We start from the raw sequence: 25745 nt of genomic DNA on the forward strand, positions 1-25745 counted from the left end.
CTTTTTTTGTTTCAGGGGGGGTTAACTTTTCGGATGTTAGGATATGCCCAATATGCTAAGCTCACACTCGTGAATAACCCTTGGAATAAATTACACTTAAATGGCCGACAATAAAAAAACACCTACCAGCAAACCTGCAGCTAAACGTGCTAGTAAATCGTCAAGCACGACAAAAAAAAGCACATCAAAGGGCAGTAAAAAAACAGTGAATCCCACTGTTAAACGCTCTTTTATGAGAAAAACATGGTCAGTGTTTTGGAAATTCAGCTTGGCTGTTTTTATTGCAATGGCAATGTATTTCATTTATTTAGATTCAAAAACTACACGTATATTTGAAGGTAATAAATGGCAACTTCCAGCGCAAGTGTATGCTCGTTCTATGGAGTTCTATCCGGGGCAATTTTTATCAAGCCAAGAAGTTGTGTTTGAGTTAGAGCGTTTACATTATTCATCTGTTAATAGATTAAGCAGAACAGGGCAGTTTGTTAAAACAGCAGATAGCATCAAGATTTATCGCCGTGATTTTGAATTTTATGATGGCCTTGAAGAATCACATATTATTGAACTTCGTTTTGCAGGGCAAAAAGTTGCGACCATTAAAGATAAGTTTGGCAGGCGTTTAAACTCTGCTCGCCTAGAACCTGTGCAAATAGCGCGAATTGGCAACGACTCTAAACAAGATAGAGAATTTGTACCGCTAGATAAGTTCCCAGCCATGCTTAAAGATACGCTACTGGTAGTTGAAGACCGTGATTTTTATGATCACCATGGTGTGTCGGTGTTTTCTATTTTACGTGCGCTTTATTCAAATATTAAAGCGGGACGCACCGTTCAAGGTGGCAGTACGCTTACTCAGCAATTAGCTAAAAATATTTACCTCACGCGTGAGCGTTCTTTAGTACGAAAAATAAATGAGGCCTTTATTGCCCTTATTTTAGATTATCGCTATTCAAAAGATCAGATATTAGAAGCTTACTTAAATGAGGTATACCTAGGGCAGTCATACAACCAAGGTATCCATGGTATGGGGCTTGCTTCTGACTTTTACTTTTCAAAGCCTGTAGACGAGCTTGAGTACGATCAAATTGCTCTGCTGGTGGCAATGGTTAAAGGCCCATCTTATTACAACCCACGTCGTTATAAAGAGCGCACAATGGAGCGCAGGGACTTAGTGCTGCGTCTAATGGTCGAAAATAAGTTACTTAGCACAAAAGAGTACCGTGCATCGCTTAATCGCCCAATTGATATTGCGCCAATGAAAGCCAGTTTACAAAAATCATACCCAGGCTATTTAGAGCTAGTAAACAGAGAGTTAAATGAATTATTACCTGATCAGCAAACACTTGATGCAGGCGTAAGAGTATTTACTTATTTTGACTTGCAAAAGCAAACAGCAATGGAAGAGTCGATTGAAAAGAGTTTACCGTACTTGGAAAATCGCCCTAGAACTGAAAAACTAGAAGCAGCCATGATCTCTGTTAATGTAGAAAAAGGCGGTGTTTCTGCACTTATTGCTGGTCGCGATGTTCGATATTCAGGATTTAACCGTGTTTTAGACACAAAACGTAATATAGGCTCGCTTGTAAAACCTGCCGTGTATTTAACCGCACTGCAATTGCCACATTATAATTTAGCTACTTTGCTTGATGACTCGCCAGTACAGGTCACAAATGAGCAAGGTAAAGTGTGGCAACCAGAAAATTTTGACCACCAATACCGTGGTGCAATTCCACTTTATAAAGCATTTAGTAACAGTATAAATATCCCAGCGGTTAATTTAGGCCTCGATGTAGGTGTTGATAAAGTAGTAAATACATTGAAAGGTTTAGGCGCAACAGGGGCGATAGACGAATACCCATCGCTGCTTTTAGGGGCTGTTGAAATGTCGAGTTTTGAAGTGGCTCAGCTTTATACAACAATTGCTGCAGATGGCGAATATAAAAAGCTCACTGCAATTTCGGCATTAACTGACTCTGTTGGTAAAGTACTTTATAAGCATAAAGTAAATGCAGAGCCTCGTTTTGATAAATCTGCAATGTATATGACCAAATACGCAATGAAACGCGTAACGAAAGATGGCACTGCTAAACGCTTAAATTTACACTTTCCGTCAATCCAGCTCGCTGGTAAAACAGGGACCAGCAACGATTTACGTGATAGTTGGTTTGCAGGCTTTGATCAAAATACAGTGACTGTTGCGTGGCTTGGTCGAGATGACAACAAAAGCACTGGTTTAACAGGTAGCGTAGGCGCATTAGAAGCATATATTCGTTACTTAAAACCACTTAACCCACAAGCAATAGCTGATACGCGTCCACCATCAATACGCTGGGCATTTGTAAATGAGCAAACGGGTAAGCAGGCACCACCAGGATGTGGCAAGGTGATTCAGCTACCGCTTAGAGCGAGTGAGTTCGAGCCTAGGCCGCAATGCATACGTTAGTTTAAGATTACTTTAAACAACAAAGCCGCTTATTTAGCGGCTTTGTTGTAAGTTGTAGTTAACGTAATTATACCAATCCGTAATAATACTTAATCAATTTGAGGGGTTAAATCTGACGTTAACTACGTTAAAAATTTCTGATATAGAACAACTAAATAACGAAATTTTTGCCTTGTTATCGACACGATTTTCTTCCCTCAAAATAGATCACTTAATTAAGCGAATTGGTATTAAGATTTAAAAAACTGCATTGATTTGGTTAAATCATTAGATAAGCGACTTAATTGCTGTGCATCTTGTAGCGTTGATTGAGCCGATGTTAGCGTTTGATCTGCTAAATTACTCACTTCTTGCGAATCATTTAATGCTTGTGTTGTTGCATTTGATTGCTGTTTAACACGCTCTGCAATTACTTCACCTTGATGTTTAATATCGCCCATACTTTGCTCTGCACTTTGCAATACTTCATTGGTTTGATTGGCTGCTTTTACTGATTGCTCCATTTTTTCAACACTTGAGCGCATTTTTTGCTGGGTGTCGTCAGATGCTTGTTGTAAAGAGCTAATAATTTGATGTATTTCTTGGGTTTGTGTTTGTGTACGCTGAGCAAGTGTTCTTACCTCATCAGCTACAACGGCAAATCCACGGCCATGCTCGCCGGCTCGCGCGGCTTCAATAGCGGCATTAAGTGCAAGCAAGTTTGTTTGATCGGCTATTTCACTGATCCCTTTACTTACTTTGCTAATTTCTTGGCTATCTTGTGCTAGCTTATCGAGCGCTTGTTGGCTCTCTGCAAATTCAATTTGGAGGTCTTGCATATATTTAGCAAGCTCCATTGTATTGTCTGAACCTTGTTTCACATGAGCTGCAGCATCTTGCGCGGTAAGCGTAGCTTGATGCGCAGACTCTTCAACTGCAAGTGCGTTTTGAGCCATATCGCTTAGTGCATTATAAATAGCATTTACTCTAATTTGCTGTTTTGAAACATCATTGCTTGTTTGGCTGCTCGCATGTGATAGCGATTTAGTTGCATCGCATAGCTCTTCTGTACTTGCTTTAACATCAAATAATAAATGTGAAAATGCGTTAAGTAATGCGTTGTAGCGCGATGCAATAATTCCCATTTCATCATTAGTGCTCGAATCGATAGTTGCATTTAAGTCGCCATTCGCGGCTCTATTCGCGGCATCAGCAAAGCGATTAATGGTATCAACAACTGCAAAATAAAAACCAATCATCAAATAAAATGCAAATAGCAAACTGATCAATGAAGCAGCTAAAACAAGATTTCGTGTCCACTGTTGAGTTTGTAGTTTTGCCTCTATAAGGCTCTCAAGTGTTGGAATGCTCTTACTAACAAGTTGATTAATACTACTGTGAACGTTGTTTGTTAGCTTATTGAACTCTGATTGAGTTAATAGAATATCGTCTGGCTCAAGTAGTTTTTCATCTATCGCGTTTTTAAATGCACCCACAGCACTGTGTAAACTAGTTAAAGGAGGCATGAGCGCTTTGTTTACTGATTTATCTGCATTGGTGGCTACATTGAGTATTTTATCGAGTTGTTTTTCGTATAAAGGAAGTGACTTACTAAAATTTGAAAGTGCTATAAACGTATCGGGCGTAAAACGGTTACTAGCTAAAACAGTATTAGCGCTTTGCGCTGTTGAGTTTATTTGCATTATAAGTGCAGGAATTGGCGTGACTAAAGAGCGGTTTACATAAGCGCTTGCTAACTGACTGTCTAAGGCTAGATTTGATTGAATAGAAACAAGTTCAAGTACTTCATTTGCTTGTGTGTCTTTTATGTCAAAGCCGAGTGAGCGAGCTATTTTTATATTTTGATTCGTATCTCCCTGCATTTGATTTGAAAGTATAGCTCTGTAGCCTTTTAAGCCTTGCTGTTGCATTTTTGAAACAGTAATACTTTCACTTAATAACGAGACTAAAAAAAACAAACTAAGTGATAGAGGAACGAGTAAAATTCCAAACATTAAGCTGATTTTAGTTTTGTATTTTAAGTTTGCCATTAGCTGGATAGCGGGAAAAGAAAATTGGCGTAATCCTGACATAAGGCTCTCTTGTATTTTTTGTAATAGAGTAAAGGTGAATAGACCTTGTTATGCTTAATTATCATTCATTTATAGTACACTACAAATAAAAAAAGCCCTTTCGGGCTTTTTTCAATCTTTAGTCTTAATTACATACTTAAAAACAAGTGGTTACAAATGTATAAATAGTAATTTTTAGCTTAAAGTTTAGCAAACGAGCGTTCCGCTGCCGCTATTGTGTCTTTTACTTCTTGCTCAGTATGCGCAGCACATACAAAACCAGCCTCAAATGCTGATGGGGCAAGGTAAACGCCTTCTTCAAGCATGAGGTGGAAAAAACGTTTGAAGCGCTCTAGGTCACACTCAGTTGCTTGCTTGTATGTCGTTACTTTTTCAGCATCAGTAAAAAAGAATCCATACATGCCGCCCGCATAGTTAGTTGTTAGCGCAACACCGGCTTTTTTAGCACCAGCTTCAAAGCCTTCACAAATTGCTTTTGAAATAGCTTCTAACTTATCGTGAAGGCCAGGCTCACTTAATAGCTCAAGTGATTTTAAACCTGCAGCCATTGCAATAGGGTTACCAGAAAGAGTACCAGCTTGGTAAACTGGTCCTACAGGCGCAATGTAATCCATTATTTCAGTTTTACCACCAAACGCGCCAACTGGCATGCCGCCGCCAATTACTTTACCTAAACACGTAAGATCTGGTTTAATGTTGTAATAAGCTTGTGCACCGCCAAGTGCAACACGAAAGCCTGTCATTACTTCATCAAAAATAAGTACTGATTTATATTCGTCACACACATCACGCAAACCTTCTAAAAAGCCAGGCACTGGTGGAATACAGTTCATGTTACCGGCTACTGGCTCTACAATAATGCAGGCAATTTCGTCTGCGTATTTTGCAAAAATAGCTTTTACTTCATCTAGATTATTAAACGAAACTGTAAGTGTATGCTTAGCAAAGTCTTCAGGAATACCTGGAGAATTAGGCACACCCATTGTTAGCGCACCAGAACCTGCCTTAACTAATAACGAGTCAGCGTGACCGTGGTAACAACCTTCAAATTTTAATATTTTATCGCGACCGGTAAAGCCACGTGCTAAACGAATTGCACTCATTGTTGCTTCAGTGCCTGAGCTAACCATGCGTACTTTTTCGATTGATGGAACTAGCTCTTTTACTTTTTCAGCCATTAATATTTCGGCTTCAGTTGGTGCGCCATAGCTAAGGCCATTTTCTACAGCTTCGTGTACAGCTTGTTTAATTGCAGGGTGATTATGGCCCATGATCATAGGCCCCCAAGAGCCAACATAATCAATGTAACGATTACCGTCGGCATCAAATGTAAACGCGCCTTCTGCTTTTGTAATGAATAGTGGCGTACCGCCTACACCATTAAAAGCACGAACTGGTGAGTTTACGCCACCAGGAATAGAAGCTTGGGCGCGTTCAAATAAGTCTTGGCTAATTGTCATGAAAAATCCTATAAATTGTCACTTAAAAGAGGGTTAGCTGTCGCGTTTGCGGCTAAACCAAGGTACGTCTACTTCATACTTATCGACTTTGTTTTCTACGCCGAGTGTTAAAGCAAACAGTGCCATACGAATTAATACGCCATTTTGTACCTGGCGGAATATTGCTAAATTGTCGTTACTGTTTAAGTCGTTATCAAGCTCGTTGGCTTCTAAGCGACTGTCACGTGGAAGAGGATGCATTAATACAGAGTTAGGCTTACAGTGAGCGCTGTAAATAGATTGGCTAATCCTAAAACCGCCACGGTATTTATTTGCTTCTTCTTGCGATGGAAAACGCTCTTCTTGAATACGTGTTTGGTAAACAATATCGGCTGCTAAATTGCCTTCCATCTTATTTACTAGCTCAATTTTATGGCCAGCATTTTCTACTGCATCTAAAATGCTTGTTGGCATTTGTAAGCCGTCAGGCGCGACCATCGAAAACTTTACATTTTTATAATGGCACAATAGTTTAGATAAAGAATGCACTGTGCGGCCATACTTTAAATCGCCCACAAGCGCTATATGCATACCATCAATATTTTGACCAAAACGATGTAATTCGCGCTCAATGGTTAATAAGTCAAGTAATGCTTGAGTAGGGTGCTCATTCGGGCCGTCGCCGCCATTAATAACCGGCACAGTACAGCCGTCAGCAAATTCACTAACTGAGCCTGCATCAGGATGGCGCATAGCAACAGCGTCAGCATAAGCTGAAATAACGCGGGCGGTATCGTAAAGAGACTCACCTTTAGCAAGGGCTGAACTTTGCATACCTGTAGTTTCACGTACGCCACCGCCAAGTAAGTTAAAGGCGGTGCCAAAGCTAACTCGTGTACGAGTGCTCGGTTCAAAAAACAAATTAGCTAAAATAGCGCCTTCTAGCACCGTAGTTTGCTTTTGCTTTTTAGCATAAGGCTCCATTTTTTTTGCTACTGCAAAAATACGTTCAATGCAGTCTCTGTCTAGCTGATTTACAGACAGTATATGCTCACCTTGGAAACTTAACATGGGGTTATTCCTAATCAATCAAATGGGCGCGATAATCCATAAATGGAGCACGCAATCGCGCGTGTTAAAGCAAGTATTGTAAATTGCAGCGAAGTTTAACATGCGCCGCAAAGCTTATAAATTAGGTTTTATTACCGCAAGTGCCACTATGATGAGCAACGCAATAACTGGGAGCTCATTAAAAATACGGTAAAAGCGGTCTGTCTTAGTGTTGCGGTCATGTTTAAAGTCATTTAATAACTTAAAACAGTAGCCGTGGTATATATATAATATGATCACCAGCACTAGCTTATAGTGCAACCACATACTGTATCTAAACCAATCACGACCATATTCAACAATGGTCAATACACCAAATACAGCGGTTAATACAGCAAATGGGGTAACGAAATAAAGTAGTCTGCGCTCCATAACTTTTAACATAGAGTTGCATGATCTTTCCTCGCTCATAGCGTGATATACAAATAATCGAGGCAAGTAAAAAATACCGGCAAACCACGCAATCATAAAAAATATGTGGAGTGTTTTATAAATCAATAATGCGCTCATAATAGTCCTTATTGTTTAAAGTAAGCTGTTACGAATGGTTAAAATATGATGAATTTGATCCCAGCGTAATAGCCCCATAATTTGTTGATTATCTAAAAGGTTATAAACGTAAAGCGCGCCACTTCTTTTATCTTTTAGGATATCGAAAGCATCGGCTAGGGTGGCCTGACTACTGATGCCCTGCAAGCTAATATAATTTATATTTATTGTTTCATTAGACATTAGCGTTAAATCGTATTCAGCGAGACGATAGCCATTTTCTTCGTCAAAAACAATTAACGGAGTTTGGCTATCCATGGCATCTAATGTGCTTTTTATTTGCACTTTGTCGTCTGAATAAAGCAATTTAAAGTCTTCATCCATATCATCCATTATCCCCACTTTTTGTAATGCTTCGGTAGCGGGAGATACATGGTACGGTAATCCCTGAAAATCTAGTTGCTGCAAAAATATGGAGCGATTTCCAAAAAACTGTAATGCTGTTACATAGGCCGTGGTGATCACAAGCATAGCTGGAACAATTATTTCAGGTGACGATGTAAGCTCCATGACCGTTGTTAAAGCAGCTAGTGGTGCATGCAATGTGGCGGCCATTAATCCGGCCATACCTAAAACTCCATAAGTACCCGCTATATCAGTGCCAGGACTAATAAACTGAGCAAAAAAAGCCATTAGAGTGCCAATTAATACGCCAAGCCCAATTACCGGACCAATTAAACCACCTGGTATACCCAAACCGATAGCAAACAATGTAGCAAGTAGTTTAGCGATTAAAATAGTTGTGAGTAGCTTCACGTCATCAGGAGATTCAACCGCGATAGTTATTGCGCTCATACCAGAGCCCATAGCATGAGGCACTGCGTAAGCTATTAAGCTGGCAATGCATCCTGCAATTAATAAACGAGGGAACATACTTAAAGGTTTAAATGTTTTAATAATTAGCATTAAGTTTTGATTAAAGCTAAATGCAATAGCACCCAGCGCCATACCGCATAATATTAAATAAGGGTAATGCCAACCACTCAATGGCGCTATGGTAATGAGTGCAAGCTCTGAGCCTTCACCAAAAACAAACTGTGTTGCCAGTGCGCCAGTAACAGCGGCAAGCATGATAGGTACAAATATATGTACTTTATATTCACGTAGTACCACTTCCATTACAAAAATAACGGCTGCAAGTGGAGTATTAAACGACGCGGCTATGCCTGCCGCTACTCCACAACCACTTAGAGTACGCATGGCATTATGCGGTAAATGCAGCTTATCCGCCAAAATACTCGCCCCCGTTGCGCCCATATGCACGGAAGGCCCTTCTCGGCCAACTGAAAAACCGCTAATGAGAGCAAGTGCGCCACCAACAAATTGATTAACCGTATTGTATAAAGGCATTTGCCCGTAGTGACGTTTAATTCTGTGTATAACAAAGGGGATACCCAAGCGGTAATGTTTAAACCCAGTAAAGGCAGCAAACGTGGCTATTAGTAATGCAGCAACTAAAGGCATTAGTACACGTTCAAGTGTTGGTAGGGTAGTAAAGTCGTCAGGTGTTTCTAAAAATAAGCTTTGGAAAAACAGAATGGTTAAGCGAAATAAAATAATAAAAAATGCAGCAATTAATCCGGCAACTACGCCTAATAAGCATAATTGTACAGATGTTTTAGGTTTTGCCAGCCGACGCCTGAGTTGCTCAAGCCACATGCATAATTCCTCGCTGTATTTTTCAGCAGCATTTTAGCAAAAGAGTTTAGCTAAGTCCTTGTGATTTTGAAATTTTCGTAACTTATATTAACAATTTGCAGTGAAGATTAAGACCTATTGCCTATAACTAAAATATTTAATGAGTTTATAGCGTATAAAGGTCGCTTTTAGTTTGCTTAAGTATTATTTTAGCTAGTTAATGTTTGGCCACTTTTTTACTAATTTATAGATATAACTTAGAGGAAAGAGTTGTTTTACTATACTTGATTAAAACACTCGGGTATTAGATAATCACGCCATTGCGATATTGAGGGTTTTAAAATGTCTGAAGAATTACCAATTAAGTTCAGCGATGCGGCTGCTGTTCGTGTTAAACAGTTAATCGACGAAGAAGAAAACCCAGACTTAAAACTGCGTGTTTATGTAACAGGCGGTGGTTGTTCTGGTTTTCAATATGGTTTTACTTTTGATGAAAAAGCGAATCCTGGCGATTTAGAAATTGTAAAAAATGGTGTAACACTCGTTATTGATCCAATGAGCATTCAATATTTGGTTGATGGTGAGGTTGATTACACTGAAGGATTAGAAGGCGCACGCTTTTTTGTATCTAATCCAAATGCAACAACAACCTGTGGTTGTGGTGCAAGCTTTAGCGTTTAACAGCCAAACGCTAAATAGAATAAAGCCGCTTTTGCGGCTTTTTTAATGCCTATAAATCAGTTGGTGCGTATTCGGTAATTTGCATTATCAATACAAAAAAGCCGAGTACAAAGGCTGAAAACGCTAAAATATACATAAAGCCTTTTTTACCTTGTTTAATTGGTACGCCGTTGTGGCGCAAAAAAAAGTACCAACCTAAACACAACACGATAGGTAATAAAAAAAGAAGTCTGAACATTACTTGGCCTTTTTAGTGCAAATTATTGCTTAATAATAAACGTGTAACATTAAAAAGGAACAAATATGTTATAAATATTTTTAAGCTGTTTTATGAAGGTAATATTATTTTTTTAATATTTTCTGATAACTTAGGTCAAATATTCAGTGTTTATAAATGTTCGTTCAGGTTGATTTTGTACCGAGTATGTAATTAATTATTTAACCAAAGTGTTAATAGTATATAATGTATCCAAGAATGAGACGGGCAAAATTTCATTCTCAATAAAAACAAATCTTTACCATATTATTAGCGTAGTTTTTAGCTGTGTTGGTGGAGTGAGTAGCAACACATGCTTTATTAAGCAATAGCTTGCTATTGAAAGTATGACTGCTTACCTGCCTACGGCTATTGATGGAAACTACTGCTTTAATGGGTACGTCAAATCATCTAGTAGGAGATGTAAAATGATGGGCAAAACAGTTTCTTCTGAAGAAAATGCAAAGCTAACAAAGTGGCTTAAAACCAAGCGCCATGAAAAGGGTCATACAATGCGAAGCCTAGCACAAGTGCTTGGAACGCCTCATTCATTTATCGGCAAGATTGAAAATCAAGAACGCCGTTTAGATGTCATTGAGTTTGTTCGCTATTGTACAGCTCTAGAAGTTGATCCACATGAAGCACTTAGCTTGCTAAAAGTAGATTAACTCAATAATTGCTTAGTACACTTTAAGGGGCACTTGATAGTGCTAAGCAATATGTTAATGCAGGGATGCATTAAATATTTTTGTGGTAATTCTTCTCAAGCTCATACAACTTATGCCTAATCAGATATAAAAATATCAACGAAGGTAAAACCATTAAGGCTGTTAAAATAAAGAACAGCGACCAATTTCCCATTAACCAATCATCAATTACTACACCACTGTAGCTTGAAAGCAATGTTCGTCCTAAATTCCCTAATGACGCCAGTAATGCATAGTGCGTTGCACTAAATGCTCTATCGCATAACATCGATATAAAGGCCACCATAGCGACCAACGACCACGCTTGCGTAAAGCCATCAATAACAATAGCAAAGGCATACAGCCTTAGGTCAGGGCCAGCTAAAGCAATCCACGAAAAGGCTAAGTTTGAAGCAGCCATTGCAATACCACTTACAAATAAACCCTTAACAATGCCATATTTTTGATTAAATAAACTGCCAACAAAGGTAAATATGATTGTAAGTACCGCTGTACCTACCTTCGAAAATGTAGCTATATCGCTATTACTAAAACCAATTTCTTTATAAAACACAATCGACATGCGCCCTAAAAACGCTTCGCCTATTTTAAATAAGAAAATAAACGCAAGTAATGCTAGTGCTGTTTTAACGCCATTTTTAGTAAAAAAAGCTCTAAAGGGATCAATAACGGTTACCGCAAGCCACGCAACAGTTTTTGTTAAAGGAGTTTGTTTTGTAGAGGACAGTTTTTCAAGGTACACACGCTCAAGTTCAGCATGTACTGCTTCGCGGTTAGTTTCGGGCTCTTTTGCAAACAGTGCTCCACTCATTAACAGCAGCATTACGGCAGCTAAAAAGTAATAAATTTGTGGCCAGTCGAGCGAGGGTATATCGGCCATGTAAAATGGAATGGCGCCTAAAAGTGCATAACCTGTCCACCAACCCGAAGTTGCCATTGCGGCTGCAGCGGTTGCTTTGTGTGATTCGCTTTCGCTTAGGGTGTCTATTCTAAAGGCATCAATAGCAATGTCTTGAGTAGCCGAAGCAATGGCGATTAATAAACAAATCGCAGCAACAATTGCCAAATTAGCTTTTAAATCAAGCCCTGCTAATAGCAAGGTGCCAATAAAAATAAAACTTTGGCAAAATAGTATCCAACTGCGACGCTGGCCTAGCCATTTATATAAAATAGGAAGTTTTGTACGGTCAATGAGTGGTGACCACAAAAAGTTTATGCTGTAAGCGCCAAATACAATGCCAAATAGGCCTATCATACTGCGACTTAGCCCCTCATCTTTTAGCCAAGCAGACATAACAGAGCCAATTAAAACCCACGGAAAACCGCTACTCATACCAAATATGAAAATGTGGATTAAGCGTTTGTCTTTAAAGTAAGAAAAATATTCGCTAATAGAGAGAGATTTGCTCATAGGGCCTTCATTGGCTTTGATGCAGAGCAGCTAGGCTGCTCTTAAAAAATTATAGTGGGACTTGTTCAAGTACTTTAATATTTAAGATGACAACAGGTTTTTTAGGTACGAAATCGTAGCCAATTTTCTCATTAAAACCGGTTTCAACAGTCATAATTTTATCAAGCGTGTCGTAACCATCCATTACGCTACCAAATACTGCAAAGCCCCAATCTTTCCCTGGATTTAAGTGATCGTTATTATCCATATTAAAAAAGAATTGGCGAGTTCCTGAGTGCGGTTGTCTATCTTGATAGGCCATAGCAATGCTATACATATCGTTTTTTAAACCGTTGCCGCTTTCATTAAAAATAGGGTCATTTTCATGTAGGCCATCATAGTCTTTATCGTAACCGCCACCTTGAATAACAAAGTCGCGATCATTTTCTACATCGCGCTCAATACGGTGAAAAACGCTGCCTTGATAACTTTTGTCTGACACGTAAGTTAAAAAATTATTGACTGTGATGGGCGCTTTAGAGCGATCCAGCTCAACCACGATGCTACCCATTGACGTTACAATTTCTACGCGTGGAAAAATGTTGTCCTTTTGCACAAAGCGGCCTTCTTGGGCTGCTAAGCTACTTACACTAAAGAATAGGCCTAAGCAGATTAAAAAAAGTCGTTTCATAGTTAACCTTCTAAAAATTCTATTAATTCAGGGTCAGATACAATGCGGGTAATAACTTGCTCAGTCAACTTATTGAGTTGACCTTCTATTTTTGCTTGCTCATGACTAAATGGGCCTTCTAAATTAGCACTACCTCTATACACTTTACTAAAGTTACTTGAGGCGCGAATAACACGCACGCCAAGTTCTATGTGGGCTTCGCTGGTATGGCTCACTAGCTTTTCGGTTACAACAGCTTGCAATGCATGAATATCTACTTCAAAGCGAACCGTTGCTAAGTTAGAAATACTGGCTCCATTGCGGCTTAGGGCGCTGTCTAACACACTTTTAATAGAGCTGGTAATACCTTGGCTTGCAAAGGTTTTAGTTTTGTCTGACTCAATAAGTTTAAGTGTTGATGTATCGCCACGTAAATCAATTACACTAGTACTTAAGCTACTATCTATAGTGCTAATTTGACCATTTTTATAAACTGGGTTAAGTATTACTTGGCTAGGCTGATTCGCGCAGCCAGCAAGTATCAGTAATACACAATACCCAATTATAATGTTTGTTAATTTCATTTATAGCATTCCACTATTTTTTGTTGCACTTAAAACGACAAACTTTTTGTTTGAACCTAGCAACTTACAGTTGCCAAACATACGGTTTAATTTATCATGATAATCTAAATGACGATTACCAATAATACGCAGCTCGCCGCCTTCTTTTAAAGTATCTTTTGCTTGTTTAAACATTTGCCAAGCAATATGGTCGGTAACGGCCTGAGCTTGGTGAAATGGAGGGTTACAAAGCACCATATCTACACTGTCTCTTTCAAAGCCTGTTAAACAGTCGTTTTCGATGAACTCGCAGTTATCAAACTTATCGCCTAGGTTAATTTCTACATTTAACCGAGCCGACTCTACTGCCATGTAAGACTCATCAACAAAAGTAACTGATGCATTAGGGCAACGAGCAAGCGTCATTAATCCAACAACCCCGTTACCACAGCCTAAATCAATAATGCTTTTAGCTTTTGGTGTTTCTGGTAAGTAGTTAAAAAAGAAGCGTGCACCAATATCTAACGAATCACGCGAAAACACATTTGCATGGTTTGTTATATTAAACTCAGTACCTTCAAGCTCCCACGTTACAGGGAAGTCTGCTGCTTTATATCCGCCTTTAGCATTGCTTAATATTAGACGTGATTTTTTAACTGCTAGGCTAGTTTTTGTTTCACCAATAAATTGCTCAAATGATTTTATTGTTGAGTTATGAATTTCTTTTGTTTTACCTGCAGCAATTACTGGCGTACCAGGTGCAAGGACTTCACTGAGCTCACTTAACTGAAACTGTAAAAAACCTACATTACGAGGGATTTTAATAAGTACTAAATCAACATCCTGCGGTAATGCCGACAAACTATCTACTTGCGTAAACTCTGCTGTAGGCAGCTTGTTTTCTTGTAAGTTATAAGCCGCAGCTTGGTGGCTAATATAAGAATCGTTAACTGAACAAACCGTTAACTTATTAAAATAACAAGCAAGCGCACCAAAGCTATCGTTTAAAATAAGCAATGAGCGACAATCAGGGTGATGTTCGTTAACATAATTGATAAGGTACTCATCTGCCGAATCCCACGCTTGTAAGCTGCGGTTTTTTTGATCCAAAGGAAAGCGTTCAAGAGTAAAGGTTTTATCGCCTAGCTGGGCTTGCGTCGTCATAATGGTTCGTTGATCAGTAATCTAATGTAGGTAAATTCTAACATGCAACGGCAAAACGCCAACCCCCAACAGTTACCAAATGGCTTTTCTTATCAAAGTAGGGCACTTAGTGCACAAAAAAGCCTCGATCTATTTTATTATTTGCAAAAAAACCTACGTTGGCAGCAACCCGATGTAACTGTTTATGGTAAAACGGGGCCTATTCCACGGCTACAATGCTTCATGAGCGATTTAAATATTGAATACGGCTATTCTAGTAGTAAGCAAATAGTAGAGCCATGGGATGAATTGTTACTTAATATGAGAAGGCGTTTAGAGGCGCACTTAAATCAGCCTCTAAACTCATTACTCGTTAATTATTACCGAGATGGTAATGATACGATGGGCTGGCACAGTGATGATGAAATAGAGCTTGGTGATAAACCAACAATTGTGTGTGTCTCGCTAGGAGCTGATCGGGTTCTAAAGTTAAAGCACAAGGCGAGCAATAAAGTAACCGACTTAAAATTACAAAGTGGCAGCTGTTTAATAATGAATGGACATAGCCAGCGAGATTATCAACATGCAATACCTAAACAAACAACGCTTGCACATCCTCGAATAAGTTTAACTTACCGATTTATTAAGGACATTAAACAAAAGCAATTTAGTTAGCCAAGCGCTGCGTTAAATTGTTATAGTAAGTGTATAAATTAGCTAATTAAAACGGTCTTTTATGTCAATGCAGCAACAGATCCAAGAAAAAATAAGCAACGCTATTGCGTGTAAACATTTAAACGTAATTAACGAAAGCCATATGCACAGTGCGGGCACTGAATCACACTTTAAAGTAATAGTGGTTAGCGAAGGTTTTACAGGTAAACGTTTATTGCAGCGCCATCGTGAAATTAATGAAATTCTAAAAGATGAATTAGCAAATCATATTCATGCACTCGCAATTCATACATATACACCCGATGAGTATACAGAGCAGGGCGGCGAGGCACCTGATTCACCTAATTGTATGGGCGGCTCTAAATTAGCTTAAATAATTAATAGCGATTTGATTGTTACACTTGTGGTTAACTGATCAGATCAGTGTTTTTAGTATTAGCCTTTAAACTAGCGCTAATTTTTATTGTAAAAGATATAGGATGATCAATGGTCATTAAGCCTAAAATTCGTGGATTTATCTGCACAAACGCACATCCAGCTGGTTGTGCAGAGCATGTTCAAGAACAAATTAACTATGTAAAACAACAAGGCGCATTAAAAAATGCACCAAAAAATGTATTAGTTATTGGCGCATCAACAGGCTACGGCTTGGCTTCGCGCATTACAGCAGCGTTTGGTGGTGGTGCTAAAACATTAGGTATTTTCTTTGAAAAAGAAGGTACAGAACGCAAAACAGGCTCTGCTGGTTGGTACAATACCGCTGCTTTTCAAGATGCAGCAGACGAAGCAGGCCTTTGGTCTAAAAATATTAATGGCGATGCGTTTTCTAACGAAATTAAACAAAAAGCAATCGACACTATTAAAGCAGATTTGGGCAAAGTAGATTGTATTATTTACAGCTTAGCGTCTCCTCGTCGTACAGACCCAAATACGGGCGAAGTTTACTCATCTACGCTTAAACCAATTGGCAGTGCCGTTACTACTAAAAACTTAAATACATCAAAGCGTGAAATTGATGAAATTACTGTTGAAGCTGCAAACCAAGACGATATCGACAACACCATTAAAGTAATGGGCGGTGAAGATTGGGAAATGTGGATTGACGCATTAAAAGAAGCGGATGTATTAGCCGATAACTTTAAAACGACTGCGTACACTTATATTGGTAAAGAGCTAACATGGCCAATATACGGACACGCTACTATTGGTAAGGCTAAAGAAGATTTAGACCGTGCAACCGCTGCTATTAAAGAATCAACAAAAGATTTAAATGGTGAGGCATATGTTTCATCACTTAATGCTGTGGTAACGCAAGCAAGTTCTGCTATTCCTATTATGCCGTTATATATCTCTGCTTTATTTAAAGTTATGAAAGCAGATGGCACATACGAAGGCACTATTGAGCAAATTCACGCTTTATTTAGTGAAAACTTGTATGGTGAATCTCCTCGCTTTGACGACGGTGGACATTTATTCCAAAACTACAAAGAGCTAGAAGACGATGTACAAGCTCGCGTGCAAGCTGTTTGGGATAAAGTAGATACGAGCAGCATTGATGAGCTAACAGATTATGTTGGTTACCATAATGAGTTTTTACGCTTATTTGGTTTTGGTATAGATAGTGTTGACTACGATCAAGATGTAGATTCAGTTAAGCCAATTGCCAATATGATTGACTAACAGAACTTAGGGCCTGTTTATCTTTCGAGGTTAAATTTGCAGCAGCCTGTTTGGTATTTAGGCAAGACAGAGCCTATGTAGTGTGGTTATTCCCCATAAATGGGCGATGACGTGGAATAAATGCCAAACATGCGCTGCCCAAAGGGTTCTGCCTAGGGGCTATTTACTCTTTGTTGCTTGGTTTTTACTTAGCCCACTAGGTTACAAACCTCACGCCGCGATTAAATAGCCCTAGATTGAACAAATTTTAATCCTGAAAGGTCAACAGGCCCTAGTTATAAAAGCCGCTATCGCGGCTTTTTTTGTATTATGCGATTTGTTGAATTTACGATGAAATCAGGAATGATAATTGCTTAGGCTACCACTTTGGTCTAGCTTGATTTTTATTTAATCCACTTAACAAAACTAAATAAGTGTTTCTGTCGTATAATTTTCATAAATACACTCGCATAGTCATCTAAAATGATGTTAAAATCTCGACAATATGTGATGAGTTTTACTACGTTGCTTGTTTGATATCTCTAGCAAGCTGCTCTTTTGTACCTTGATATAACTTGGAATAACTCAAATGGCGACGTGGTTGATACGATTTTTCAGTTTCTTTCCTTTAATGTAATGCAAGTGCGTATGATCAACATAAAAAAAGGTCTGGATTTACCCTTAGAGGGCGCGCCACAGCAAGTTATACATGACGGTTCTGCTGTCAAACGTGTAGCTGTGCTTGGCGAAGAGTTTATCGGTATGCGTCCAACCATGCATGTTCGTGTGGATGACCAAGTCAAAAAAGGCCAGGTACTTTTTGAAGATAAAAAGAACCCAGGCGTCCTATTTACTGCTCCAGCTTCTGGTACAGTAAAAGAAATAAATCGTGGTGCTAAACGTGTGCTGCAATCTGTTGTTATTGAAGTAGCAGGCAGTGAGCAAATCACCTTTGACTCTTTCAAAGCAGACGAGCTTCCGAGCTTAGAGCGCGAAAAAGCCAAAGAAGTACTTATCCAGTCTGGTCAATGGACAGCACTTCGTGTTCGCCCATTCAGCAAAGTAGCGGCTGTGGATGCAAATCCTAGTTCTATTTTTGTGACCGCAATCGACACAAACCCATTAGCTGCAGATCCTGCAGTAATTATTGCAGAAAATGCGCAAGCATTTGAAGCGGGTCTTGCAGTTGTTTCGCGTTTGACCGATGGCAAAGTATTTGTGTGTAAAAAAGCAGGCAGCCAAGTTCCTAGCTCATCTATAGCTCAAGTAGAAGTACATGAGTTTGGTGGTGTGCATCCGGCTGGCCTCGTTGGCACTCATATCCATCATCTTGATGCAGTTTCTGTTAGCAAACAAGTTTGGCATATTGGTTACCAAGACGTTATTGCGTATGGTCACTTATTCCTTACTGGTGAAATTTACACAAATCGTGTTATTTCGCTTGCAGGTCCTCGCGTTAAAAACCCACGTTTAGTGAAAACACAATTAGGTGCTTCATTGGATGATTTAGTGGCTGGTGAGTTAGAAGACGGAGATAACCGCGTTATTTCTGGTTCTGTTCTATCGGGTTCTATTTCAAACGGTGTTCATGCATTCTTAGGTCGTTACCACGTTCAAGTATCTGTTTTACTTGAAGGTCGCGAAAAAGAATTGTTTGGCTGGATTGCACCAGGTAGTGATAAATTCTCTGTAACGCGTACATTCCTTTCTCACCTTGCACCAAGTCGTTTATTTAAAATGACAACGTCAACAGGTGGTTCAAAACGTGCCATGGTACCAATTGGTAGCTACGAGCGCGTAATGCCGTTAGATATTTTGCCTACTCTATTATTACGTGACTTAATTGCACGTGATTTAGACAGTGCAATTTCATTGGGCGCGCTTGAACTTGATGAAGAAGATTTAGCGTTATGTACCTTCGTTTGTCCAGGCAAATACGAGTATGGTTCTATCCTACGCGATTGCTTAACTACGATCGAGAAGGAAGGCTAGAGAGATGGGTTTAAAAAAATATCTAGAAGATATCGAGCCGAATTTTGAAGCCGGTGGTAAATATGAAAAGTTTTATGCACTGTATGAAGCAGCTGCAACTATTTTTTATACACCAGGCTACGTAAATAAAGGCGCGACACACGTACGCGATAACATCGACCTAAAACGTATGATGATTTTAGTGTGGATGGCGACGTTCCCAGCTATGTTTTTTGGTATGTTCAATATCGGTCATCAGGCCGCTGGTGCTTTAGCACAAGGTTTTGAACTAGCAAACACGTGGCAAGTTGGTTTGTTCCAGTTATTCGGTGGCGAGTTAACCGCTGATGCAGGCTGGGGCGCTAAGATGTTCTATGGAGCATGTTTCTTCTTACCTATCTACGCTGTAACATTTGCAGTAGGTGGTTTCTGGGAAGTTATATTTGCTTCAGTGCGTAAGCATGAAATTAACGAAGGTTTCTTCGTTACTTCTGTATTATTCGCACTTATTTTGCCAGCAACTATTCCTTTATGGCAAGTTGCGTTAGGTATTACGTTTGGTGTAGTAATCGCTAAAGAAATCTTTGGTGGTACTGGCCGTAACTTCTTAAACCCTGCTTTAGCCGGTCGTGCATTTTTATTCTTTGCATACCCAGCTCAAATCTCAGGTGACACAGTATGGACAGCAGTAGATTCTTTCTCTGGTGCAACTATGCTAGGCCAAGCATTTGCTGGCACACTTGACTTTGCAAACATGGAATTATGGTGGAATGCGTTTTATGGTTTCATTCAAGGTTCTGTAGGTGAAACATCTACACTTGCATTATTAGTAGGTGGTTTGTTCTTAATTTACGTTCGTATCGCTTCTTGGCGCATCGTACTAGGTGTATTCCTAGGTATGGTAGCAACTGCATTTTTATTAAATGCTGTTGGCTCAGAAACTAACCCTGTATTTGCAATGCCTTGGTATTGGCATTTCGTACTTGGTGGCTTTGCGTTTGGCATGTTCTTTATGGCTACTGACCCTGTATCAGCTGCATTTACTGACAAAGGTAAATTAGCATATGGTCTACTAATTGGCTTTATGGTGGTTATGATACGTGTTGTGAATCCTGCTTTCCCAGAAGGCATGATGCTAGCAATCTTATTTGCTAACTTGTTCGCTCCACTGTTCGATCACTTTGTAGTGCAGGCTAATATTAAGCGGAGGTTGGCACGTAATGTCTAGTAATAACGAATCAATCGGCAAAACGTTATCAGTTGTTGTAGCACTATGTTTAGTGTGTGCAATCATTGTATCGTTTGCTTCTGTACAGCTTCGTCCTTTACAGCAAGCTAATAAAAACAAAGATATTCAAAGCAATATCTTAGCTGCTGCGGGCATCGACAAAGTTGAAAATGTTCTTGAAACATTTGATGCAAAAATCGAAGCGCGCGTTGTAAACATGACTACAGGTGAGTTTGTAGATACAGACCCAACAATCTTTGACTTTGAAAAAAGCAAATATGATGCAGCGCTAAGTGTTTCTCTTCAAGAGAAAGGCGTTAAAGATATTGCTGGTATTCAACGTGTGACTAAAGAGTCACCGGTGTATATCTCTAAAAAAGAAGATGGCTCAGTTGATGCAATCATTCTTCCTATCCAAGGCTACGGCTTATGGGGCTTGATGTACGGTTTTATCTCGCTTGAAAGCGATGGTGAAACAGTTAAGGGCATTATCTTTTACAAGCATAATGAAACCCCAGGTCTTGGTGGCGAAATCCAAAATCCACAGTGGACTGCTACATGGGAAGGTAAAGAACTTCCAATTCAAATTGTTAAAGGTACTGCGGGCAATGATGAGCATAAGATCGATGGTCTTTCAGGTGCTACATTAACGTCTAACGGTGTTGATCATGCAGTTGACTTTTGGACTGGCGAAAATGGCTTTGGTCCTTTCCTTGCGAAAGTACGTAAAGGAGCATTGAAATAATGGCTGATACTAAAGAAATGAAGGCGGTCCTATTTGGCCCGGTTTTAGCTAACAACCCAATCGCACTACAAGTACTTGGTATTTGTTCTGCGCTAGCGGTAACGTCTAGCTTAAAAAATGCGTTAATTATGTCAATCGCATTGACACTCGTAACTGCGTTTTCGAGCTTCTTTATCTCGCTTATTCGTAACCAGATCCCATCATCTGTACGTATCATCGTACAAATGACAATTATCGCATCATTGGTAATCGTTGTTGACCAAGTATTACAGGCATTTTCTTATGCTACTGCAAAAGAGCTTTCTGTATTCGTTGGTCTAATCATTACTAACTGTATCGTAATGGGTCGTGCTGAAGCATACGCGATGAAGTCGCCACCACTTATGTCATTCCTTGACGGTATTGGTAACGGCTTAGGTTACTCTGTAGTACTACTTACTGTTGGTTTCATTCGTGAGCTATTTGGTAAGGGTTCACTATTCGGTGTTGATATTATCCCATTAGTACAAGATGGCGGTTGGTATCAGCCTATGGGTCTATTGATCTTACCACCGAGTGCATTCTTCATCATTGGTTTATTCATATGGGTACTGCGTACTTATAAGAAAGACCAAGTAGAAGCTAAAGCGTAAGGGGCAAATAGTGGAACATTATATTAGTTTATTTGTAAAAGCCGTTTTTATTGAGAACTTAGCGTTGTCATTCTTCTTAGGCATGTGTACTTTTTTAGCGGTATCTAAAAAAGTAACTACATCAATTGGCCTAGGTATAGCGGTTATAGTTGTATTGGGTATTTCTGTACCTGTAAACAACTTGGTTTATCATGCGGTACTTGCACCTGGTTCACTAACTTGGTTAGGTTACCCAGATGCAGATCTTAGCTTTTTACGTTTCTTAACTTTCATTGGTGTTATTGCAGCACTTGTGCAAATTCTTGAAATGGCGTTAGATAAGTTTTTCCCTGCACTATACAACGCGTTAGGTATCTTCTTACCACTTATCACAGTTAACTGTGCAATATTTGGTGCGGTATCATTCATGGTTGAGCGTAACTATAACTTCGGCGAGTCTGTTGTTTATGGTATTGGCGCTGGTGTTGGTTGGGCACTTGCAATTACATTACTTGCAGGTATCCGTGAGAAACTGAAATACTCAGACGTACCTGACGGCTTACGTGGTTTAGGTATTACCTTCATCACTGTTGGTTTAATGGGACTTGGCTTTATGTCATTCTCTGGTATTTCACTGTAAAGGTAGCGAGGATAAATCATGGATTATCAGATTTTCTTAGGCGTTGGTGTTTTTATCGCTATCGTTGTACTACTGGTTTTAGTCATCATTGGTGCTAAATCTCAGTTAGTTGCAAGTGGCGATATTATCATCGGCATTAATGGCGACCCAGATAAAGCCATTAAAACATCAGCAGGTAGTAAGCTTTTAGGCGCACTATCTGAGTCAGGTATATTTGTATCATCTGCTTGTGGTGGCGGTGGCTCTTGTGGTCAGTGTCGTGTACACATTAAAGAAGGTGGTGGTGATATTCTGCCAACTGAGCTTGATCACATATCTAAAGGTGAAGCCCGTGAAGGCTGTCGTTTAGCGTGTCAGGTAAATGTTAAAAATGACATGGAAATTGAACTTGAAGAGTCAATTTTCGGTGTTAAGAAGTGGGATTGTGAAGTTATCTCTAATGATAACAAAGCAACGTTCATCAAAGAACTTAAGCTGCAAATTCCAGATGGCGAGTCAGTGCCGTTTCGTGCGGGTGGTTACATCCAAATCGAAGCTCCACCTCACCATGTTAAATATGCAGATTTCGATGTTCCTGAAGAGTATCGTGGCGACTGGAACCATTTTGGTTTCTTCGATCTGGAGTCAAAAGTAGACGAAGAAACAATTCGTGCTTACTCAATGGCTAACTACCCAGAAGAAGAAGGCATCATTATGCTTAACGTGCGTATTGCTGCTCCACCTCCAAGAAACCTTAGCTTGCCATGTGGTAAAATGTCTTCGTACATTTGGTCACTTAAAGAAGGCGACAAGGTAACTATTTCGGGCCCATTTGGTGAGTTCTTTGCTAAAGACACTGACGCAGAAATGGTATTTGTTGGTGGTGGTGCTGGTATGGCGCCAATGCGTTCTCATATCTTTGACCAACTTAAACGTTTGAACTCTAAACGTAAGATGAGTTTTTGGTATGGTGCACGTTCTGAGCGTGAAATGTTCTACGTAGAAGATTTTGACGGCCTAGCCGCTGAAAATCCTAACTTCGTATGGCATACAGCACTTTCAGATCCACAGCCTGAAGATAACTGGGAAGGCTATACTGGCTTTATCCATAACGTGTTATTTGAGAACTATCTTAAAGATCACGAAGCGCCTGAAGATTGTGAGTACTACATGTGTGGTCCTCCAATGATGAATGCGGCAGTTATTACTATGCTTAAAGATTTAGGTGTTGAAGACGAAAATATCTTACTAGATGACTTCGGTGGCTAACACTAATACCAAAACAGTTTAGTTTTGGTTAAAATACCAGCCTCGTAGCACTTGTGTTACGAGGCTTTTTTTATTCTTTAATTTTATCAATCTATTAAGTAGAGCTGTTATGAATCGAGTAAGTACTTCACAGGGCATAATGGCCTTTTTACTAATTACACTGACTGTATTATTGTCTGGGTGTGGTGAAAAGCCAGAGTTAAAAGAAACCTTTTTAGAAGGTAAGACTATGGGTACCACTTATCATATTAAATATTATGATGAGCAAGCCCAGCTATCGGCTTCACAACTACAGCTGCAAATAGACGCTGTTTTAAAAGATGTGAACCAATCTATGTCTACTTACATAGAAGACTCTGAAATAAATATATTTAACAGATTACCTGCAAATCAAGTCATGCTAATTAGCGAAGATTTTAGGGCTGTTATAAGCGAGTCTATTCGCTTGGGTGAATCGACTAAAACACTCGACGTAACAATGGGGCCTTTAATTGATTTATGGGGCTTTGGGCCTGATAAAAAACCAACTAATCGCCCAAGTGATGAAGAGCTTGCAAGTATGGTTGAAAAAATAGGCATTGATAAACTTATCTTAAATGAGCAAGGACTGGCTAAAACAGTTAATGGACTGGAGCTTTCTTTTTCGGCAACAGCTAAGGGCTATGGTATTGATAAAGTTGCCCAGTTATTAGAAAGCCACGACATTACTAATTACATGGTTGAGATTGGTGGTGAGCTGCGTATAGCAGGTGAAAAGCCAAATAATCAGGATTGGAAAATCGCGATTGAGCAACCAGATGCGCAACCTGGAGAGCGTAAGGTACACCGTGTCTTATCGCCAGGTACAAGTGGTATAGCGACATCGGGTGATTACCGTATTTTTTATAAAATGGATGGCGAGATCTATACCCACTTAATTGATCCAGCAACAGGTATGCCTATTAAGCACGACTTAGTGTCGGTAACTGTGCTTCATCCAAGCGCTATGACGGCAGATGGTTTAGCGACGGCACTTACTGTAATGGGGATGCAAAAAGCGCAAGCTTATGCTGAACAACATGATTTACCGGTTTATTTAATAGGTAAATCAAAAGAGGGTTTAGTTACCTACTCAAGCCCAGCATTTAAGCCTTATTTATAGTATGGTGCTGACTTGTTTATTTCCGTGTTATTTGGGTATATAATAGCAGTCGCTCAAAAATATTTGAGTTTAATTTATTGCTGATCAATAGGGGCTAAGCAATGTCACTTTTTCTTCTTACTTTTGGCTTACTAATTTTGATAGTTTCGGCTATGGCCGTTGGTATGATCGTGCAAAAAAAATCTATGGCAAGCAGCTGTGGTGGTTTAGGTTCGGTTGGTATTGATAAAGCCTGTGATTGCGATGATCCATGTGATAAACGCAAAAACCGTTTAGCAAAAGAGCAAGCCTGGAAAGAAAACCAAATTATTTAAGCCTGTCTTAAATATTAAAAAGCGCTTTATAGCGCTTTTTTTGTGCCTGTAAAACGCCTTCGCATCATAGCTTCCAAAGCAATCCAATCTAAATGTATTAGACAAAGGTATATAGTTTAGTTTTTTTCACCTATTAGGTTTATTTTTCTCGTTTGTCAAATTGGAGCTAACACTCTAAAGTTTAACCATAGACAAAGAGCAAGGCTCTCGTCATAAGCTTGAGGCATAAGTTAGCCTCGCTTAAAAGAATCTTTATATTGTGTGTGAAGATGTTGTCAGTGTGAAAGGCAACTCAAGTTTGGTGGTGACTGAGTTTGAGTTGTTTTTATTCCCTACAATTGCCACGCAGTGTAAGCCAAGAATCTTTATATTGTGTGTGAAGATGTTGTCAGTGTGAAAGGCAACTCAAGTTCGGTGGATTCACTTCCATAAAGAACGAGTTTGAGTTGTTTTTATTCCCTACAATTGCCACGCAGTGTAAGCCAAGAATCTTTATATTGTGTGTGAAGATGTTGTCAGTGTGAAAGGCAACTCAAGTTCGGTGGTGACTGAGTTTGAGTTGTTTTTATTCCCTACAATTGCCACGCAGTGTAAACCAAAAATCTTTATATTGTGTGTGAAGATGTTGTCAGTGTGAAAGGCAACTCAAGTTCGGTGGATTCACTTCCATAAAGAACGAGTTTGAGTTGTTTTTATTCCCTACAATTGCCACGTAATGTAAACCAAAAATCTTTATATTGTGTGTGAAGATGTTGTCAGTGTGAAAGGCAGCTCAAGTTCGGTGGTGACTTAGCTTGAGTTGTTTTTATTCCCTACAATTGCCACGTAGTGTAAACCAAGAATCTTTATATT

General features: G+C 39.4%; 24 protein-coding genes. 14 read left to right on the forward strand and 10 right to left on the reverse strand.

Going from position 1 to position 25745, the window contains the following annotated elements; all coding sequences use genetic code 11:
- Positions 1–100 precede the first annotated feature (100 nt).
- On the forward strand, positions 101–2443 hold the full coding sequence (gene mrcB, locus H5092_RS18060; RefSeq protein ID WP_024596271.1) for a penicillin-binding protein 1B: 2343 nt from the start codon (positions 101–103) through the stop codon (positions 2441–2443).
- A gap of 230 nt (positions 2444–2673) precedes the next feature.
- Here the strand turns inward: mrcB and H5092_RS18065 are convergent, their stop codons facing one another.
- The 5 genes from H5092_RS18065 to H5092_RS18085 form a co-directional block, all read right to left on the reverse strand.
- Positions 2674–4515, reverse strand: coding sequence for a methyl-accepting chemotaxis protein (locus H5092_RS18065; RefSeq protein ID WP_182734466.1), 1842 nt, complete (start codon positions 4513–4515; stop codon positions 2674–2676).
- 179 nt (positions 4516–4694) lie between these two features.
- The gene (hemL, locus tag H5092_RS18070; RefSeq protein ID WP_024596268.1) at positions 4695–5975 is read right to left on the reverse strand and encodes a glutamate-1-semialdehyde 2,1-aminomutase; all 1281 of its coding nucleotides are present in this window, start codon (positions 5973–5975) and stop codon (positions 4695–4697) included.
- Positions 5976–6008: 33 nt separating this feature from the next.
- A complete protein-coding gene (locus H5092_RS18075) occupies positions 6009–7025 on the reverse strand; it encodes an aspartate carbamoyltransferase (protein WP_002958914.1) in 1017 nt (338 codons plus the stop codon).
- A 114-nt stretch (positions 7026–7139) separates the two neighbouring features.
- Entirely contained in the window at positions 7140–7574 is a 435-nt protein-coding gene (locus H5092_RS18080; RefSeq protein ID WP_002958913.1) for a CopD family protein, read from the reverse strand.
- Between the two features lie 15 nt (positions 7575–7589).
- Positions 7590–9272, reverse strand: a complete 1683-nt coding sequence (locus tag H5092_RS18085; RefSeq protein ID WP_002958912.1) for a chloride channel protein — start codon at positions 9270–9272, stop codon at positions 7590–7592.
- Positions 9273–9593: 321 nt separating this feature from the next.
- Here H5092_RS18085 and erpA point away from each other — a divergent pair, with 321 nt between their 5' ends.
- Positions 9594–9932: an iron-sulfur cluster insertion protein ErpA gene (erpA, locus tag H5092_RS18090; RefSeq protein ID WP_002958911.1), complete on the forward strand. Its 339-nt coding sequence runs from the start codon at positions 9594–9596 to the stop codon at positions 9930–9932.
- Between the two features lie 49 nt (positions 9933–9981).
- On the opposite strand, the gene H5092_RS18095 is transcribed toward erpA, so the two are convergent.
- Complete coding sequence (locus H5092_RS18095) at positions 9982–10170, reverse strand: hypothetical protein (RefSeq protein WP_024596569.1); 189 nt, start codon at positions 10168–10170, stop codon at positions 9982–9984.
- Between the two features lie 446 nt (positions 10171–10616).
- Between H5092_RS18095 and H5092_RS18100 the strand changes: the two genes are divergently transcribed.
- On the forward strand, positions 10617–10856 hold the full coding sequence (locus tag H5092_RS18100) for a helix-turn-helix domain-containing protein (RefSeq protein ID WP_002958908.1): 240 nt from the start codon (positions 10617–10619) through the stop codon (positions 10854–10856).
- Between the two features lie 70 nt (positions 10857–10926).
- On the opposite strand, the gene H5092_RS18105 is transcribed toward H5092_RS18100, so the two are convergent.
- From H5092_RS18105 to H5092_RS18120, 4 genes are read right to left on the reverse strand one after another with little or no spacing between them, the layout of a single operon-like run.
- On the reverse strand, positions 10927–12306 hold the full coding sequence (locus tag H5092_RS18105) for an AmpG family muropeptide MFS transporter (RefSeq protein ID WP_182734469.1): 1380 nt from the start codon (positions 12304–12306) through the stop codon (positions 10927–10929).
- A gap of 49 nt (positions 12307–12355) precedes the next feature.
- Positions 12356–12976, reverse strand: coding sequence for a peptidylprolyl isomerase (locus H5092_RS18110; RefSeq protein ID WP_002958906.1), 621 nt, complete (start codon positions 12974–12976; stop codon positions 12356–12358).
- 2 nt (positions 12977–12978) lie between these two features.
- Positions 12979–13539 (reverse strand): YajG family lipoprotein, encoded by a 561-nt coding sequence (locus H5092_RS18115; RefSeq protein ID WP_182734471.1) that lies wholly within the window; start codon positions 13537–13539, stop codon positions 12979–12981.
- Positions 13540–14682, reverse strand: coding sequence for a methyltransferase (locus H5092_RS18120; RefSeq protein ID WP_182734473.1), 1143 nt, complete (start codon positions 14680–14682; stop codon positions 13540–13542).
- Positions 14683–14724: 42 nt separating this feature from the next.
- On the opposite strand from H5092_RS18120, the gene H5092_RS18125 reads away from it, so the two are divergent.
- The 11 genes from H5092_RS18125 (at position 14725) to nqrM (ending at position 24893) form a co-directional block, all read left to right on the forward strand.
- Positions 14725–15336 carry an alpha-ketoglutarate-dependent dioxygenase AlkB gene (locus H5092_RS18125; protein ID WP_024596565.1) on the forward strand — a complete coding sequence of 204 codons (612 nt, stop codon included), beginning with the start codon at positions 14725–14727 and terminating at the stop codon, positions 15334–15336.
- Positions 15337–15397: 61 nt separating this feature from the next.
- Positions 15398–15709, forward strand: coding sequence for a BolA family transcriptional regulator (locus H5092_RS18130; RefSeq protein WP_024596564.1), 312 nt, complete (start codon positions 15398–15400; stop codon positions 15707–15709).
- 113 nt (positions 15710–15822) lie between these two features.
- On the forward strand, positions 15823–17016 hold the full coding sequence (fabV, locus tag H5092_RS18135) for an enoyl-ACP reductase FabV (RefSeq protein ID WP_024596563.1): 1194 nt from the start codon (positions 15823–15825) through the stop codon (positions 17014–17016).
- 627 nt (positions 17017–17643) lie between these two features.
- Complete coding sequence (locus H5092_RS18140) at positions 17644–18987, forward strand: Na(+)-translocating NADH-quinone reductase subunit A (protein WP_024596562.1); 1344 nt, start codon at positions 17644–17646, stop codon at positions 18985–18987.
- Between the two features lie 4 nt (positions 18988–18991).
- A complete protein-coding gene (locus tag H5092_RS18145) occupies positions 18992–20194 on the forward strand; it encodes an NADH:ubiquinone reductase (Na(+)-transporting) subunit B (RefSeq protein ID WP_002958899.1) in 1203 nt (400 codons plus the stop codon).
- Positions 20187–20939 carry a Na(+)-translocating NADH-quinone reductase subunit C gene (locus H5092_RS18150; RefSeq protein ID WP_002958898.1) on the forward strand — a complete coding sequence of 251 codons (753 nt, stop codon included), beginning with the start codon at positions 20187–20189 and terminating at the stop codon, positions 20937–20939. Before H5092_RS18145 ends, H5092_RS18150 begins: the two co-directional genes overlap by 8 nt.
- Positions 20939–21571, forward strand: coding sequence for an NADH:ubiquinone reductase (Na(+)-transporting) subunit D (locus H5092_RS18155; protein WP_002958897.1), 633 nt, complete (start codon positions 20939–20941; stop codon positions 21569–21571). Before H5092_RS18150 ends, H5092_RS18155 begins: the two co-directional genes overlap by 1 nt.
- A 10-nt stretch (positions 21572–21581) precedes the next feature.
- Positions 21582–22190 carry an NADH:ubiquinone reductase (Na(+)-transporting) subunit E gene (gene nqrE, locus H5092_RS18160; RefSeq protein ID WP_002958896.1) on the forward strand — a complete coding sequence of 203 codons (609 nt, stop codon included), beginning with the start codon at positions 21582–21584 and terminating at the stop codon, positions 22188–22190.
- A gap of 18 nt (positions 22191–22208) precedes the next feature.
- On the forward strand, positions 22209–23438 hold the full coding sequence (gene nqrF / locus H5092_RS18165; protein ID WP_002958895.1) for an NADH:ubiquinone reductase (Na(+)-transporting) subunit F: 1230 nt from the start codon (positions 22209–22211) through the stop codon (positions 23436–23438).
- Between the two features lie 109 nt (positions 23439–23547).
- Positions 23548–24579: an FAD:protein FMN transferase gene (locus tag H5092_RS18170; protein ID WP_182693175.1), complete on the forward strand. Its 1032-nt coding sequence runs from the start codon at positions 23548–23550 to the stop codon at positions 24577–24579.
- 101 nt (positions 24580–24680) lie between these two features.
- Complete coding sequence (gene nqrM / locus H5092_RS18175) at positions 24681–24893, forward strand: (Na+)-NQR maturation NqrM (protein ID WP_007376137.1); 213 nt, start codon at positions 24681–24683, stop codon at positions 24891–24893.
- Positions 24894–25745: the final 852 nt, after the last annotated feature.

This window comes from Pseudoalteromonas sp. SR41-7 (genome assembly GCF_014163935.1).
GTDB lineage: Bacteria > Pseudomonadota > Gammaproteobacteria > Enterobacterales > Alteromonadaceae > Pseudoalteromonas > Pseudoalteromonas distincta.

Coding starts and splice junctions, on each gene's coding strand:
- mrcB (WP_024596271.1), top strand. CDS start 101: ATGGCCGACAATAAAAAAACACCTACCAGCAAACCTGCAGCTAAACGT.
- H5092_RS18065 (WP_182734466.1), bottom strand. CDS start 4,515: ATGTCAGGATTACGCCAATTTTCTTTTCCCGCTATCCAGCTAATGGCA.
- hemL (WP_024596268.1), bottom strand. CDS start 5,975: ATGACAATTAGCCAAGACTTATTTGAACGCGCCCAAGCTTCTATTCCT.
- H5092_RS18075 (WP_002958914.1), bottom strand. CDS start 7,025: ATGTTAAGTTTCCAAGGTGAGCATATACTGTCTGTAAATCAGCTAGAC.
- H5092_RS18080 (WP_002958913.1), bottom strand. CDS start 7,574: ATGAGCGCATTATTGATTTATAAAACACTCCACATATTTTTTATGATT.
- H5092_RS18085 (WP_002958912.1), bottom strand. CDS start 9,272: ATGTGGCTTGAGCAACTCAGGCGTCGGCTGGCAAAACCTAAAACATCT.
- erpA (WP_002958911.1), top strand. CDS start 9,594: ATGTCTGAAGAATTACCAATTAAGTTCAGCGATGCGGCTGCTGTTCGT.
- H5092_RS18095 (WP_024596569.1), bottom strand. CDS start 10,170: ATGTTCAGACTTCTTTTTTTATTACCTATCGTGTTGTGTTTAGGTTGG.
- H5092_RS18100 (WP_002958908.1), top strand. CDS start 10,617: ATGATGGGCAAAACAGTTTCTTCTGAAGAAAATGCAAAGCTAACAAAG.
- H5092_RS18105 (WP_182734469.1), bottom strand. CDS start 12,306: ATGAGCAAATCTCTCTCTATTAGCGAATATTTTTCTTACTTTAAAGAC.
- H5092_RS18110 (WP_002958906.1), bottom strand. CDS start 12,976: ATGAAACGACTTTTTTTAATCTGCTTAGGCCTATTCTTTAGTGTAAGT.
- H5092_RS18115 (WP_182734471.1), bottom strand. CDS start 13,539: ATGAAATTAACAAACATTATAATTGGGTATTGTGTATTACTGATACTT.
- H5092_RS18120 (WP_182734473.1), bottom strand. CDS start 14,682: ATGACGACGCAAGCCCAGCTAGGCGATAAAACCTTTACTCTTGAACGC.
- H5092_RS18125 (WP_024596565.1), top strand. CDS start 14,725: ATGCAACGGCAAAACGCCAACCCCCAACAGTTACCAAATGGCTTTTCT.
- H5092_RS18130 (WP_024596564.1), top strand. CDS start 15,398: ATGTCAATGCAGCAACAGATCCAAGAAAAAATAAGCAACGCTATTGCG.
- fabV (WP_024596563.1), top strand. CDS start 15,823: ATGGTCATTAAGCCTAAAATTCGTGGATTTATCTGCACAAACGCACAT.
- H5092_RS18140 (WP_024596562.1), top strand. CDS start 17,644: ATGATCAACATAAAAAAAGGTCTGGATTTACCCTTAGAGGGCGCGCCA.
- H5092_RS18145 (WP_002958899.1), top strand. CDS start 18,992: ATGGGTTTAAAAAAATATCTAGAAGATATCGAGCCGAATTTTGAAGCC.
- H5092_RS18150 (WP_002958898.1), top strand. CDS start 20,187: ATGTCTAGTAATAACGAATCAATCGGCAAAACGTTATCAGTTGTTGTA.
- H5092_RS18155 (WP_002958897.1), top strand. CDS start 20,939: ATGGCTGATACTAAAGAAATGAAGGCGGTCCTATTTGGCCCGGTTTTA.
- nqrF (WP_002958895.1), top strand. CDS start 22,209: ATGGATTATCAGATTTTCTTAGGCGTTGGTGTTTTTATCGCTATCGTT.
- H5092_RS18170 (WP_182693175.1), top strand. CDS start 23,548: ATGAATCGAGTAAGTACTTCACAGGGCATAATGGCCTTTTTACTAATT.
- nqrM (WP_007376137.1), top strand. CDS start 24,681: ATGTCACTTTTTCTTCTTACTTTTGGCTTACTAATTTTGATAGTTTCG.